15 protein-coding genes and 1 pseudogene are annotated in these 15,157 nt (G+C 34.9%); 7 read left to right on the top strand and 9 right to left on the bottom strand.

The genetic code is table 11. The features are described from left to right. The 4 genes from B9N71_RS10045 to nagB form a co-directional block, all read right to left on the bottom strand. The coding region (locus tag B9N71_RS10045; RefSeq protein ID WP_503100225.1) for a transposase at positions 1-219 on the bottom strand (219 nt) is incomplete at its 3' end. Between the two features lie 117 nt (positions 220-336). Then, on the bottom strand, positions 337-1,566 hold the full coding sequence (locus B9N71_RS10040) for an ROK family protein (RefSeq protein ID WP_065561627.1): 1,230 nt from the start codon (positions 1,564-1,566) through the stop codon (positions 337-339). Positions 1,567-1,602: 36 nt separating this feature from the next. After that, the gene (gene nagA / locus B9N71_RS10035) at positions 1,603-2,745 is read right to left on the bottom strand and encodes an N-acetylglucosamine-6-phosphate deacetylase (protein ID WP_085165832.1); all 1,143 of its coding nucleotides are present in this window, start codon (positions 2,743-2,745) and stop codon (positions 1,603-1,605) included. Between the two features lie 11 nt (positions 2,746-2,756). Continuing rightward, positions 2,757-3,563, bottom strand: coding sequence for a glucosamine-6-phosphate deaminase (nagB, locus tag B9N71_RS10030; protein ID WP_034910836.1), 807 nt, complete (start codon positions 3,561-3,563; stop codon positions 2,757-2,759). A gap of 249 nt (positions 3,564-3,812) precedes the next feature. Here nagB and nagE point away from each other — a divergent pair, with 249 nt between their 5' ends. After that, a complete protein-coding gene (nagE, locus tag B9N71_RS10025) occupies positions 3,813-5,342 on the top strand; it encodes an N-acetylglucosamine-specific PTS transporter subunit IIBC (protein WP_085165831.1) in 1,530 nt (509 codons plus the stop codon). Between the two features lie 256 nt (positions 5,343-5,598). Here the strand turns inward: nagE and tusC are convergent, their stop codons facing one another. Genes tusC through fkpA form a run of 3 tightly spaced genes read right to left on the bottom strand, consistent with a single transcriptional unit; the run spans position 5,599 to position 7,125 of the window. Then, on the bottom strand, positions 5,599-5,952 hold the full coding sequence (gene tusC, locus B9N71_RS10020) for a sulfurtransferase complex subunit TusC (RefSeq protein WP_065590747.1): 354 nt from the start codon (positions 5,950-5,952) through the stop codon (positions 5,599-5,601). Positions 5,953-5,966: 14 nt separating this feature from the next. Next, entirely contained in the window at positions 5,967-6,332 is a 366-nt protein-coding gene (gene tusD / locus B9N71_RS10015; protein WP_366941233.1) for a sulfurtransferase complex subunit TusD, read from the bottom strand. Between the two features lie 4 nt (positions 6,333-6,336). Continuing rightward, complete coding sequence (gene fkpA, locus B9N71_RS10010) at positions 6,337-7,125, bottom strand: FKBP-type peptidyl-prolyl cis-trans isomerase (RefSeq protein ID WP_085165830.1); 789 nt, start codon at positions 7,123-7,125, stop codon at positions 6,337-6,339. 228 nt (positions 7,126-7,353) lie between these two features. Here fkpA and fabZ point away from each other — a divergent pair, with 228 nt between their 5' ends. From fabZ to rnhB, 4 genes are read left to right on the top strand one after another with little or no spacing between them, the layout of a single operon-like run. Beyond that, positions 7,354-7,800, top strand: coding sequence for a 3-hydroxyacyl-ACP dehydratase FabZ (gene fabZ / locus B9N71_RS10005; RefSeq protein ID WP_034910827.1), 447 nt, complete (start codon positions 7,354-7,356; stop codon positions 7,798-7,800). Positions 7,801-7,844: 44 nt separating this feature from the next. Beyond that, a complete protein-coding gene (gene lpxA, locus B9N71_RS10000; protein WP_085165829.1) occupies positions 7,845-8,624 on the top strand; it encodes an acyl-ACP--UDP-N-acetylglucosamine O-acyltransferase in 780 nt (259 codons plus the stop codon). Next, a complete protein-coding gene (gene lpxB, locus B9N71_RS09995) occupies positions 8,624-9,766 on the top strand; it encodes a lipid-A-disaccharide synthase (RefSeq protein ID WP_085165828.1) in 1,143 nt (380 codons plus the stop codon). Before lpxA ends, lpxB begins: the two co-directional genes overlap by 1 nt. A gap of 33 nt (positions 9,767-9,799) precedes the next feature. Continuing rightward, a complete protein-coding gene (gene rnhB / locus B9N71_RS09990; protein ID WP_085165827.1) occupies positions 9,800-10,390 on the top strand; it encodes a ribonuclease HII in 591 nt (196 codons plus the stop codon). A 1-nt stretch (position 10,391) separates the two neighbouring features. On the opposite strand, the gene B9N71_RS13260 is transcribed toward rnhB, so the two are convergent. Both B9N71_RS13260 and B9N71_RS13360 read right to left on the bottom strand, forming a co-directional pair. Further along, positions 10,392-10,682 (bottom strand): C40 family peptidase, encoded by a 291-nt coding sequence (locus B9N71_RS13260; protein ID WP_244178545.1) that lies wholly within the window; start codon positions 10,680-10,682, stop codon positions 10,392-10,394. Next, positions 10,665-10,965 (bottom strand): annotated as a pseudogene (locus B9N71_RS13360) (transposase); the annotation flags it as partial. The pseudogene B9N71_RS13360 and the gene B9N71_RS13260, both read right to left, overlap by 18 nt. A gap of 139 nt (positions 10,966-11,104) precedes the next feature. Between B9N71_RS13360 and recC the strand changes: the two are divergent. Both recC and B9N71_RS09975 read left to right on the top strand, forming a co-directional pair. Then, positions 11,105-14,314 carry an exodeoxyribonuclease V subunit gamma gene (gene recC, locus B9N71_RS09980; RefSeq protein ID WP_085165826.1) on the top strand — a complete coding sequence of 1,070 codons (3,210 nt, stop codon included), beginning with the start codon at positions 11,105-11,107 and terminating at the stop codon, positions 14,312-14,314. Positions 14,315-14,328: 14 nt separating this feature from the next. Beyond that, positions 14,329-15,108 (top strand): TatD family hydrolase, encoded by a 780-nt coding sequence (locus B9N71_RS09975; protein WP_085165825.1) that lies wholly within the window; start codon positions 14,329-14,331, stop codon positions 15,106-15,108. Positions 15,109-15,157: the final 49 nt, after the last annotated feature.

The raw sequence follows: 15,157 nt of genomic DNA, 5'->3' as shown, positions 1-15,157 counted from the left end.
AAGTTTGGGGTATTTACATTTGCAGGTTGCTGCATCAGAATGATAATCTTCTGCCGGACGACCGTTATTAGGGCAATAAAGTGGTGCTACCGCTTCTCGAATAAATTCAAAATCAATGACTTTAGCTATTTTACGAACAAGGTGATTTTGAGGGACAAGCGCATCTAACGAGATTTGCTCTATTTTTTCGGGTGTCGCTGGCGTTGGTTTTTTTAGCATAGAAGAATTCCTCTTATCATGGACTCTTCTCTATTAGATCAAAAAACTCGCCAAAAAGCGAGTTCTTTGTCATCAATCTGGAAAAACCCGATTTATCGGGTTTTTTATAACAATAGATTATGGTTCTTTTTCATTCAATAACGTCACTAATAGTGATCCATTAAATAAAGCTTGCTGCACTAATGCAAATGCGCCAATTGCTGAGCTGTCGTTAAGGGAAGAACAAGTGATAGTTAGGTTTTTCCGTAATCCCTCTAAGCTTTGAGCATTTAATGCACTATTAACAGCAGTTAATAGTATTTCGGGCGACTTGGTAAGTTCTCCTGCTAACACAATTCGCTGTGGGTTAAAGATGTTAACCATAATTGCAACTGCTCTACCAAGATTTTCACCTGCATCCTTAACTAACTTAGTAGCTAGTTCATCGCCTTGATTAGCATACTGACAGATATGATATATATCACAGTGTTCTAATGTTAACTTCGATATATAACCTTGCTCAATCATCTGTTTAGCTCGGTATTCAATTGCTTTATTTACAACTCGGTTTTCCAAGCAACCGAAGTTACCACAATGGCAACGTTCACCTAATGTATCTACTTGAATGTGCCCAACTTCACAAGCGCTTTGATTGTGGTTAGTAAGCAACTGTTGATTAACGATAACACCAGAGCCTACCCCGCGATGTACTCGGATTAAAATAGAATCATCAACATGTTGTGTTGAACCAAAATAACTTTCGGCTAATGCTAGACTTTGAATATCATTTCCTAGAAAAATAGATACATTGAATTCCTTTTGTAGTATCTCACCTAAAGCCCACTCTTTTACTTGAATATGTGGAGTGTATCGGACAATGCCATTAACTGAGTCAATCAAGCCTGGGAGTACAATAGATATTGCAACTAAATATTTTATTTTTTTGCTGTTTACCTGAATAAATTCTTTAATCAATGCAATTAGATATTCTTGAACTTGTTGTTGAGTAAAATTGATAAGTGAGCATCTTTTTGATGTAAGGCATTTAGCCCCTAAATCAAAAAGCTCTATTGTGACGTGGGATCGACTTAATTGTACGGCAATTGCTTGGTAATGTCCAAACTTAGCTTCGATTGAAACTGCAGGTCGTCCCCCCGTTGATTGTTGTGCATCAACTTCTTTAATTAATTTTTTTTTAAGAAGTTGACGGGTTATTTTGGTAATGCTTGCAGGAGCTAATTGGCTGATTTCGGCCAATTGAATACGAGAAACAGGTGCTTGCTGAACAATCAAACGGTAAATCATTGCATAATTTAGCTGTTTGATTAATTCAGCGTTGCCAACTAAGTTCAGATAATTAAATTTCATATATTACTCAATATTTTTCATTAACTATCTGATATTCTAGCGACTCACTTCTCCATTAACAACAGTTTTAATTATTGTAAAGTCACGATTAAATACAACAAGGTTTGCAATTTTACCCTCACTAATACTACCAAGATCTTTATCCACACCGATTGCTTTGGCAGGATATAGCGTTGCCATTCTTAACGCTTCATCTAGTGCAATACCGACATATTCAACTGTGTTTTTTACGGCTTCAATCATGGTTAATGATGAACCACCCAATGTGCCATTTTCATCAACACAGCGACCATCTTTATAATAAATGGTTTTACCTGCAAATACTCCCGACTCTAAATTAGAAGCGGCAAGTAGCATAGCGTCAGTAACTAAAATTAAATGATCTTGTTTTATTTTGTGACTATTGCGAATATTTGCCCAACTAACATGTTGACCATCAGCAATGATACCAACATAAACTTCTGGTTCATCATAAATTGCGCCAACTACACCAGGCTCTCGCCCTGAAATATAAGGCATAGCATTAAATAGATGCGTTCCTAAACGAATGCCATCATTAAAGCCACGACGGCAGTCATCATAATGACCATTTGAATGACCAACCGAAACATGAATGCCTGCATTAACCAATTGCTTGATGAAATGGCTTTCAACTCTTTCTGGCGCTAAAGTAATGATTTTAATTACATCAGCATTTTCGCAAAGGAAATTAATCATTTCTTTTGACGGCTGTCGAATAATATTTTCGTCATGAATTCCTTTTTTTTCAGGGCTGATATAAGGTCCTTCAAGATGCAATCCAAGTGCTTGATTAGGATGCGTAGCTAAGTATTCACGCATCACTTCAACTGCCTTTATCATAAATTCATCAGTTGATGTAATTAATGTAGGCAAATAGCTAGTACAGCCAGAAATAAGATTTGTGGCCTGCATGGCTTCTAATGTTTCAACGCTCAGTGCATCAAACGTTTCATTAAATTGCACACCACCACAACCATTAACTTGGATATCAATAAATCCAGGTGCAACAAGTGCATCTTGTAAATTTTCAATTTTGATATCTGTAGGTAATTCGTTTTGTTTACAGACTTTTGTAATTTTATCTCCATCAATAATAACAGCGTGGTTATCAAGGATCTCATAGCCTGTATAAAAACGGCAATTTGTTAATGCATACATTGAATTATCCTTTATAAAACGGTCACTTTAAGATTATCAGCTTCCATTTGTTTAAAATATTTTAGTGTTTTCACTTTAAGATCATCAGTACTTGGTTCATCACAAACAATAATTGATGCAGGATGCATTTGTAGTGCAGTGACAGTCCAAAGGTGATTAACAGATCCTTCAACACCAGCTTGTAATGCTAAACTTTTGTTATGACCACAAACTAATAAAATAACTTCCTGTGCATCCATTAAAGTTGCAACACCAATGGTTAACGCATGTTTTGGTACTTGATTCACATCATTATCAAAAAAGCGAGAATTAGCAATGCGTGTATCTTCAGTTAATGTTTTGATGCGTGTACGTGAACAAAGTGAAGATCCTGGTTCATTAAAAGCGATATGTCCATCTTGACCTACCCCCCCAACAAAGATATTAATTTTGCCGTAAGCTTTGATCTTGGCTTCATATTGACGGCACTCTTGATCAATATCTGGCGCATTACCATTTAATATATGGATATTGTTTTTATCAATATCAATATGATTGAAAAAATTTTCGTACATAAATGTGTGGTAGCTTTGTGGATGCTCTTCTGGAATACCAACATATTCATCCATATTAAAGGTTACAACATGTTTAAAGCTGACGTTACCTGCTTTATATTGTTTAATCAATTGTTGATACATAACTAATGGTGAACTACCTGTTGGCAGCCCCAATAAAAATGGACGATCTGCGGTAGGTTTAAACTCATTAATTTTATTAACAATGCGCTGTGCAACCCAGGCACCGACTTCTTGTGCATTTTCTAAGGGAATAAGTCTCATGTGCTGTTACCTCTTGTGATATCATTATAAACTTTTTTCTTGAAATAAAATATGTTGTCTTTATTTTACTATATTAAACTAATTAATCAAAAAAAATGGTGATTTAAATCACAAAAAAAGAATAATTAATTTGCGAAGTAAAATAAATAATATAGAGTGGAATAATAATACTTAATTATCATCACTTAAAGATGTAAAATTTTATTACTTTTTATTATATACCCCTAATAACTATATGAGGTTAAACTTATGGGAATTTTAGCTTATATGCAACGTATCGGGCGTTCATTGATGGTACCTGTGGCAGTTCTACCAGCTGCTGCAATACTACTGGGGATTGGTCAATGGGTTAGTCATATAGGGTGGATTAGTCATGTAAATTTGTTTGGACTTATGGAATGGGATGCTAGTATTGTTGCTAAATTTTTAGTGACATCTGGTAGTGCGATTCTAAGTAATATGCCAATACTTTTTGCTATTGGTGTTGCTTATGGAATGTCTAAAGATAAAGATGGTGCTGCAGCACTTTCTGGTTTAGTGGGCTTTTTAATTATAACTACCTTATTATCACCAAAATCGATTGCTTTCTTTCAGGGAATAGATACAGAGACCGTTAAAGATTGGCAAAAACTAGTACCACCAGCATTTAATAGTATCAATAACCAATTTATTGGTATTCTTGTTGGTATTATTGCAGCTGAACTTTATAATCGCTTTAGTCAGGTTGAATTACATAAGGCGCTATCTTTCTTTAGTGGAAAAAGATTGGTACCAATTGTTGTTTCAGTTGTCATGCTGTTAGTTTCAGCTGTTTTATATTTTATTTGGCCAACTATTTATGATGCGCTAGTTGCTTTTGGTAAATATATTAAAGAATTAGGATCTTTGGGTGCTGGCATTTATGGATTCTTTAACCGCTTACTTATTCCTGTTGGTTTACATCATGCTTTAAATTCAGTATTTTGGTTTGATGTGGCTGGAATTAACGATATCCCTTATTTCTTAGGCGGACAAACTTCTATTGATGCAGGTAATGCTGTTATAGGTATTACAGGTCGTTACCAAGCTGGATTCTTCCCTGTTATGATGTTTGGTTTGCCTGGTGCAGCATTAGCTATGTACCATACGGCTAAAAAAAGCAATAAAGATAAAACTGCATCAATCATGTTTGCAGCCTCTATTGCTGCATTTTTTACTGGTATTACTGAACCACTAGAATTTGCTTTTATGTTTGTTGCTCCTGTACTTTATTTTTTACATGCGGTTTTAGCGGGTATCTCACTTTATATTGCAGCAGCAATGCAATGGATATGTGGGTTTGGTTTTAGCGCAGGTTTAATTGACATGGTACTTCAATCTGGTAATCCGCTTGCGGTCCATTGGTATATGTTAATCCTTCAAGGTCTAGCATTCTTTGTGGTCTACTATGTGGTATTCCGTTTTGTAATTGTAAAATTCAACCTTAAAACCCCAGGCCGTGAAGATGAAGATACGACTGTTTCGTCAACTGAAAGTACCCAGAAAAAACAAGTCATTGGGGATATATCTAAACTTGCTGAACAATATCTAGCGGTTGTTGGTGGGAAAGAAAACCTTACTAACATTGACTCTTGTATTACACGTTTGCGTTTAGGTGTAAATGATTCAGAATTGGTTGATGAACAAGCAGCTAAAGCACTTGGCGCGATGGCTGTGATTAAACTCGGTAAAACAGGTGTGCAAATTATTGTAGGCACTCAGGCCGAAAAAATTGCCGATGAGATGAAAAAACTTGTTTAGTCAATTAGTATAAAATAAGAACCAAATTAAATAAAACTAATATAACAATCCACTCTATTTAAATAAGCAAAAAATAGAGTGGTTTATTTATTTGATTTAACTTTACAGATTCCTTTGCTTTATTTATAAACGCTCCAGTATATTTTTCATTAAAAACAAACAAATAAAAATTCCAATAAAATCAATACCTTTCCTGACCGATTTTTTTAGATATAAGCTTGTTATTGTGGTATAAAGTTTTGCTTTCAATATAAAATTAAAATCGCAAAATCACATCTTTAGTTGTTAATAGTTGATTTAATAACTGGGTATTAATGACTTTACTCGGGATGTTTCTACTTATTTGGATTAAGTTTCTTGATTTAAGTGAGGATTCACAGGCATATACATCATCAATATCATAAAGTTCAAGCATGTTTAATGTTGCAATATAATCTCGCATTAGAATGCGATCAGGTTGTTGATTTGGTAATAAGTGAAAAACACCATCATCAATAAAAAAAACAGAAATGTGGTTAATGACTGATATGGCCAATGCTATATCAAGAGCTTCTCGGCCTTTGGCATTTCCGTGAGGTGGTGAGCTAATAATAATTGCTAATTTTTTCATTTCAGTATCTTAAGTCAAAACTGAATAGTTCGATCTGTTGTTGCAATTGATTCACTTAATTCTCCAAGGCCCGTTAAATGAAAATAATCTGCGAGATTATTTTTAATAACGCCACGCCTCTGAGCGGCAGCAACACAAACAGTTAAAGTTAAAGGGTATGTTTTTGCTAATTCCTGCCATGCAGAGATTAAATCAAATTCATCATTAGCGGGATCAGTATAACTGTTGCCATTATAAACACCATCAGCATAAAAAAAGATATTTTTAATGGTATGGGGAGTCTGTGACAGTAAAACTTGTGCAAATTGATATGCACAATAAGCAGATTGGGTCCCATAAGCAGGACCCATAACAACAAGAGTATAACTCAATGAATCAATCAAGTTAGTTAACTTGTTGTTCTTGATTTTGAGCTGGCTCTTGATTTTTATCATTTTTATCCCCATCAATGCCAAGCAATTCAACTTCAAAAATTAAAGTTGATGCAGGTTGGATTCCAGCTTTACCTTCTTGGCCTGGAAGACTTTGGTCACCATAAGCTAAATCAGGTGGTACAACAAGTTTGATTTTTCCACCAATTCCGATCAACTGAATTCCTTCTGTCCAACCTTTGATAACAGCATTTAGTGGAAATGTTGCTGGTTCACCTCGATCATAAGAACTATCGAATTTACGTCCATCAGTTAGTGTTCCTGTATAATGAACAATAACTGTATCTTGAGTTGTTGGATGACGATCTGAACCTTCTTGAGTGATTTGATAAAGTAACCCTGATTTTGTTTGTTTTACTCCATCTTGTTTAGCAAATTCTGCACGGAATTTCTCACCAGATGCTGTATTTTCAGTTTTTTCTTTTTCAAAGCGCTCTTTGTTTTCTTTTTGGATTCTTTTACCAAATTCATCTAAGGTGGTTTTCACTTCATCTTTTGAAAGTTGAGAGGCATCGCGGAAAGTTTCATTAAAGCCACTGATTAAATATTCTTGGTCTGGTTTAATTTCATTTTGTTCTAAATTTGACTTCATGTATGTTGCAAATGATGAACCTAATGCATATGCTTCCTTTTGTGCATCAGTTGAAATTGTTACTTTATTTGATGAATTTTTTTCATCACAACCAGCTAATGTTAATACAATTGCGCTGCTTACTAACGTCATTTTAATCAATGATTTCATTCTACTTCTCCAGATTATAAACTTTTTGGGTAATTATCTTAGTTATTATATCTGATTTGATATAAGATAATAAGGGTTTACAAATCATTTATTTTATAAATCTATAGTAATCCATAGATAATATATTAAGGAAAGCATCTTTTGCAATTTAAATCATCCTTGAGTGAAAGTGGTATCCTCAGTTATAATGTTAACAATTTATAGTAATAATGTATAAGGATAGCTATTTTGACTACCGAACTTAATACCCTTGATGTTGAAGAAATCATCAGCCTGTTACCTCATCGTTATCCGTTTTTAATGGTTGATAGAGTTCTTAGTTACGAGAAAGGTAAAACACTAAAAGCGATAAAAAATGTTACTGTGAATGAGCCATTTTTTCAGGGGCACTTTCCAAATAAACCCATTTTTCCTGGTGTTTTGATTTTAGAAGCAATGGCCCAAGCGACAGGAATATTGGCTTTCAAAAGTATTGAAGAGCTATCACCAGGTCAACTTTATTATTTTGCTTCCATTGATAAAGCTCGTTTTAAACGTCCTGTTGTACCAGGAGATCAACTTATGCTAGATGTTGAATATATTAAAGAACGTCGTGGTATTGCATTATTCCATGGTGTTGCAACTGTCGATGGTAAGTTAGTTTGTGAAGCTGAAATGATGTGTGCCCGTAAATAATCGTTTTTTAGCATTTCCCCCCACAACAGTATTAAGGAATAACTATGGCAATGGAGATACATCCAAGCACAGTGATTGAAAAGGGAGCAAAAATTGGCGATAACGTCAGAATTGGTCCGTTTTGCTTTATTGGTGAGAATGTTGAAATTGGTGACGGTACTTTTTTAAAATCACACGTTGTTATCAATGGTCACACAAAAATTGGTAAAGATAACCAAATCTATCAATTTGTTTCGATTGGTGAGGTAAACCAAGATTTAAAATATCGTGGAGAGCCAACACGCACTGAAATTGGTGATCGTAATATGATTCGTGAAAGCGTAACTATTCACCGTGGCACTATTCAAGGTGGTGAATTAACGCGAATTGGTAGTGATAATTTATTGATGATTAATGCACATGTTGCTCACGATTGTCATATTGGTGATCATTGTATTTTAGCAAATAATGCCACTTTAGGTGGGCATGTTCAATTAGATGATTATGTAATTATTGGCGGAATGACAGCCGTTCATCAATTTTGTGTGATCGGATCACATGTTATGGTTGGTGGTTGTTCAGGTGTTGCTCAGGATGTTCCACCTTATGTTATTGCCCAAGGTAATCATGCAACACCTCATGGCGTAAATTATGAAGGCTTAAAACGTAGAGGGTTTAGCAAAGATGCTTTGCAGGCGATTCGCAATAGTTATAAAATCCTTTATCGAAATGGCTTATCGTTTGAAGAGGCAAAAGTTGAAATTGAAACCTTTGCCAAGCAACACTCTGAAATCCAATTGTTTATTGACTTTTTTGCCCGTTCAACGCGTGGCATCATCCGTTAATGGCTAATGAAACAGTAGTCATTGCATTAGTCGCAGGAGAAGCCTCGGGCGATATTCTTGGCGCAGGATTGATTCGTGCGCTAAAAAATTACCATTCTAATATTGAATTTGTAGGTATAGCGGGTCCGAAAATGCAAGCCGAAGGCTGTAAAGCTTGGTACGAAATGGATGAATTATCGGTCATGGGAATTGTTGAAGTATTGGGTCGATTACGCCGTATTTTATCTATTCGCCGAGATATCACTAAACGCCTAGTTAAACTCAAACCCGATATATTTATTGGTGTTGATGCTCCCGATTTTAATCTTTCCCTAGAAGGAAAATTAAAGCAAGCTGGCATTAAAACGATTCATTATGTTAGTCCATCTGTTTGGGCTTGGAAGCAAAAACGCGTTTTCAAAATTAAGCGTAATACTAATCTTATTTTAGCCTTTTTACCTTTTGAAAAAGTCTTTTATGATAAGTTTGATGTTCCTTGTCGCTTTATTGGGCATAAGATGGCGGATGATATTCCTTTAAATCCAAATCAAACAACTATGCGTCAACAATTAGGTGTTCCCTTAAATAGCCTTTGTTTATCATTATTACCAGGTAGCCGTCATGCTGAAGTGACATTATTATCAGCACCTTTTTTAAAAACAGCAAAGCTATTGCGAGAGCGTTATCCTAATATACATATTCTAGTGCCTTTAGTTAATGCTAAAAGACAAAAAGAATTTGAACAAATCAAAGCTCAAGTTGCACCAGAACTTAAAATACAGTTACTACATGGTCAAGCCCGTGAAGCGATGATTGCAAGTAATGCAGCAATCTTAGCATCGGGGACTGTGGCATTAGAATGTATGTTAGCTAAGTGTCCAATGGTAGTTGGGTACAAAATGAAAGCATTCACTTTTTGGTTAGCTAAAAAATTAATTAAAACGCCTTATGTGTCTTTACCTAATATTTTAGCCGGTAAAGAGATTGTACCTGAATTGTTGCAACAAGATTGCACACCAGAAAATATCGCCAACTATATTATCCCTTTTTTAGAAGGGGATAATTCAGTATTGAAAGACACCTTTCTATCTTTGCATAAACAAATCCGTTGTAATGCTGATGAACAAGCTGCACAAGCTGTATTGGATGTTTTAAATAAATGATATCCTAATGATAATGTTAGAGGATTTACCTTGTTGTTAGAATTTACTTACCCCGATGCTACATTAATTGCTGGTGTCGACGAAGTTGGACGAGGTCCACTTTGTGGCGATGTTGTTACGGCTGCAGTTATTTTAGATCCTAACAAGCCCATTAAAGGCTTAACTGATTCTAAAAAACTAACCAAAAAAAAACGAGAACATCTATTTGATATTATCAAACAAGATGCTTTAGCTTGGAGTGTTGCAAGAGCATCTGTGGACGAAATTGATAAATTAAATATATTACATGCTTCCATGCTTGCTATGCAGCGAGCTGTATCTAAATTACCTATTAACCCCGATTTTGTATTAGTTGACGGCAATCGTTGCCCCGATTTTGGTATACAAACACAAGCTGTAGTTAAAGGCGATTTATTAGTGCCAGAAATCAGTGCTGCGTCTATTTTAGCTAAAGTTACACGCGATCGTGAAATGGTTGAGCTTGATAAATTATATCCACAGTATGGACTTGCTAAACACAAAGGTTATCCAACTAAATCGCATTTAGCTGCAATAAAGGAACATGGTATTAATCATTTATACCGTAAAAGTTTTGGACCAGTTAAGAGTTTAGCATTATTTTAATTCACCATTGTTTATCAAGCGTTGTCAGCAATGGTGAGTTAAAAATAGAAACTGGTAAAATGACCATTTCTTGATAAAGAATTTTGTTTCCATAACGTTCTTTCAATTTCTTTTTTACGGCAGACGATGAAAGATTAAAATCTTTGATAGTTTTTAATTGGCCAATTTTCAATTTAAGTGCCTTATCATAAATTATTTTCCAAACTACTTGCTTTAATTTAGCAATTTCGCTATTAGGATCTGTTGATCTTTTGTGTTCATATATCAACCAATAATACATTGGTAGCCACATAAGTATAAATGCCAGCAATAACATGCAGGCATAATTGCTTTCTAATTTATCATATCTTTTTGATATTGAACGATACTGCTTAATTCTGTCAAACGCATTTTCAATTAAATGGCGATATTTATACAGATATCAATCCATGCTATTAACAGAAAGGTGGATTTTAGTTGAGTTTCCTCCATAGTTTTTTCCTATCTGTTCTTAATGCTGAGTTGGTGCATTTTGAGCTATGTTGATGCGCTCGCATAATAGAATCATCGAGGAAAGCCCATTCGAGATTAGCTATAATCAAAGATAACCCCCCCATTTATTATTACTCGTTAATGGCTATCTTACTTATAAAATTGATATTAGAATAGCAACTAGATTTATTAATAACGATCAGCGATAATCTTAACCCAATCTTACTAATAATTAGTGTTGTTATGTTTACCATTTATCATTCAAATCAAGTCGATTTACTCAAAACATTATTGAGTGAATTGATGCGCAGGCAACCATTAGATGATGTATTTACACCTGATGTTGTTATGGTGCAAAGTCAAGGCATGGCACAATGGTTGCAAATTGCGTTAGCGGATGAACTTGGTATCGTGGCTAATGTTGATTTTCTTTTTCCAACTCAGTTTATTTGGCAACTTTATCAAGTCTTGTTACCAGAGGCGCCAATTGAAAATAGCTTTAATGTTGAATCAATGAGTTGGCGTTTGTATTATTTGTTACCTCAAGTTATTAAACAACCTGAGTTTAGCGCGCTTAAACATTATCTTGATATTGATAAGCAAGATAAAAAACGGTATCAGCTTGCAACGCGTATTGCACGATTATTTGACCAATATTTAGTTTACCGTCCAGATTGGCTAGCAAAATGGGAGGCAAACCAGACTGTTGCCGAATTGAATCATCATTCTGATGAAACGTGGCAAGCGGAGTTGTGGCGAAAACTAATATCAATTAGCCAACCTTATCATCGCGCTAATATTTATCAACAAATGCTTGAAATGTTATTAAATAATAACTTTGAACGTTCACGTTTAGATGCATTACCTAACCGTATTTTTATTTTTGGTATTACTTCTCTTCCTCCTATTTATCTTTCGCTACTTTCAGCACTTGGCCAACATATTGATGTCCATTTAATGTTTAATAATCCGTGTAAATGGTATTGGGGCGATATTGCTGAAAAACAGTTGTCAGATATATTAAATACACCCGATAAAATACCCAATCCTCTGTTAACCTCATGGGGAAAACTTGGGCGTGATAATCTATTTTTGTTACAAGAATTTAATAATAAGCAAGATATTGAAGCGTTTGCCGATCAGGATCGTTCTTGTCTATTACATGCTATTCAGCAAGATATTTTAGAACTGTATCAAACCGATTTTGATAATAAAACTTTTGCCGTAACAGATAAGTCGATTTCGTTTCATGCCTGCCATAGTGAACAACGTGAAGTTGAGGTATTGTATGACTACCTGCTATCGGTTTTTGATGCAGATCCTACGCTGGAGTTGCGCGATTGCATAGTTATGGTATCAGATATTGATAAGTATGTTCCTTATATTCGAGCCGTCTTTGGTAATGCTGTTGAAAAGCGCTATTTACCTTTTACTATTTCAGATCAAAAAGCACGAAATATCGATCCTATCGTTCAAGGCTTTTTTGCCATTTTAAATTTTCCAAATAGTCGATTTACAGCAGAAGAACTATTTAATTTACTTGAAATCCCTGCTATTGCCGAAAAATTCGCTATTAACGAATCTCAATTAACCTTGTTGCGAACTTGGATTGTTGAGTCAGGCATTCGTTTTGGACTTGATAGTGCACATAGTTGGTTATTTGGGCTTGAGCGGTTATTACTCGGTTACACGATGAACAGTGAACAAGGCGGTTGGCAACAAATATTACCTTATGATGGTGCAACAGGTTTAGATGCCGAATTAATAGGCCAATTAGCCGAATTTATTAAAGTTGTAAGTAAGTGGTTTGCTATCTTAAATGAAGAAAAACCGCTAATTAATTGGCAATCTTGTTGCCTTGAATTAATCAATGACTTTTTTGTAAGTAATGTTCAACGTGAATCCATTTTATTGATGATCGAAGAAGAATGGCAAGAACTGATTAATAGTGGATTATCGGCTTGTTATACAGATAATATTTCTATCACTATTCTACATGATGCTATGCAATCACGCTTAGAGCAAAATCATTTAGCGCATCGTTTTTTAGTTGGTAAGATAAATTTTTGTACCATGATGCCAATGCGTTCTATTCCATTTAAAGTTGTTTGTTTACTTGGTATGAATGACGGCGATTATCCAAGAACGTCTCTTCCACTTGATTTTGATTTAATCGCACAACATCCAAGACGAGGGGATCGTAGCCGTCGCACAGATGATCGTTACCTTTTTTTAGAAGCAATTTTATCTGCGCAAAAACAGTTGTATATCAGTTATATTGGTCGCGATATGAAAGATAATAGTGAACGTTATCCTTCTATACTTGTTGATGAGTTTTGGGAATATATTGGCCAATATTATGGCAAGGCTAAAAATAATACAGATGGCACTACAAATAGCTTAGATTTTTTACGTGTAAACCATACACGCACACCGTTTAACCCCAAAAATTTTTTACAAGAACCCAAAAGCTATGCCGATGAGTGGTTACCTGCAGCATTGCAACAAGGTGAAAGTCAGTTATTTATTAGTGAAATACCAATTATTAGTGTAGATAATATTAATCTTGATGAATTAAAACGATTTTACCAGCACTCTATTAGGCTATTTTTACAAAAACGGTTTAATTTTTATATAAATTATATGGATGATACCTTACCAGATGCCGAAAACTTTAATCTTGATAGCTTAAAGCGCTATCAATTAAACTTACAGATTTTAAATGAATTAATTGCCAATAGATCGCAACAATCAGATGATTTCTATCAACGATTAGCGTTAACAGGTGACTTACCAGATGGTGCGTTTGGTGAAATTATTTATGATAATCAACTTGAATCACTGCAACCTTTGGCCAATAAAGTTGACCAAGAACGTTTAGTTATGACAACGCAAGAAGTTAATTTAACCATTTCATCTAATGATCAACATTACCAATTACAAGGTTGGTTAACTCACATTCAAGACGACGGTATATTGACATGGCGACCGTCAAAGCTTTCGATTCGCGATGGTATTTCGTTGTGGATTGATCATTTGATTTATTGCATTTTAAATCCTGATAAAATTGATAGTCAAAGTCGTATGTATGGTCGGGACGATAATGAATGGCGATTTTCACATTTAAATGCAGATCTGTCCTTAACTATATTAACTAATTTAGTTGAAGGCTATTTGCAGGGGATCAATGAACCATTATTAATGCCATTAAAAAGTTCGTGGAGTTGGTTAATTACAGCTTATGATAAAAAAACAGGTCAGATTATCGCTAGTGAAAGAGCTATCAATCAACTTTTAAATTCATGGCAAGGCGGATTTAACCAATCCGCCGAGTGTGACAGTTATTATACTCGTCTTTATCCTGAGTTAACCGATACACTGATTGAACAAATTATATTTACTGCTGAGCGATTTTTATTGCCAATTTTATTACATCAAACAACGGCAGAATAAGAGGCATTAGCATTATGTTTATTGATACACATTGTCATTTTGATTTTCCACCTTTTAGTGATTTTCTTGCTGATTCAATAAATAAGATTCGCCAAGCGAATATCGTTGGGTTAATTATACCCGCAGTTAGTGCTAACTATTTTGATGCTGTTTTACAACTTACGAATAAATACCATGAACTTTATGCCGCTTTGGGGTTGCATCCTATCTATCAACATACTATGGCTGATTTAGAACTATTAACCAATATTGTTAAAACAAAACCTAAAAAATTAGTTGCCATTGGTGAAATCGGGCTCGATCGCTACGATTTAAGTATCGATTGGCAACAACAATTATTATTTTTTAGGTCGCAATTAACAATTGCCAAACAGTTTGATTTGCCCGTTTTAATACATTCACGCAAAGCGCACGATATTATGTACCGTGAATTACACAAGGCCAACTTACCTTGTTGCGGCGTAATACATGGTTTTTCAGGTAGTTATCAACAAGCCATGCAATTTGTTAAGCTGGGTTATTATATTGGTGTAGGTGGCGTAATTAGTTATGAACGTGCAAATAAAACTCGCAATACAATTGCTCAATTACCACTTGGCAGCCTAGTACTTGAAACAGATGCGCCCGACATGCCATTAAGTGGGCGTCAAGGTCAAGCAAATCGCCCTGAATATATCACTGAGGTTTTTAAAATCTTGACACAATTACGTACTGAATCACCAAATCACATACTTAACACAATTTTAACAAATACCTTGACGCTATTTAGTGGAATCAATAGAATAAAAATTTAACAAGCAACTAAAATAAATTTACTATTATTATGAAGTTATTTTAGTAAAC

Source organism: Gilliamella bombi (assembly GCF_900103255.1).
GTDB lineage: Bacteria > Pseudomonadota > Gammaproteobacteria > Enterobacterales > Orbaceae > Gilliamella > Gilliamella bombi.
Note: the sequence above shows the minus strand (reverse complement) of the source record. Positions and strands in the feature narration are given on the sequence as shown.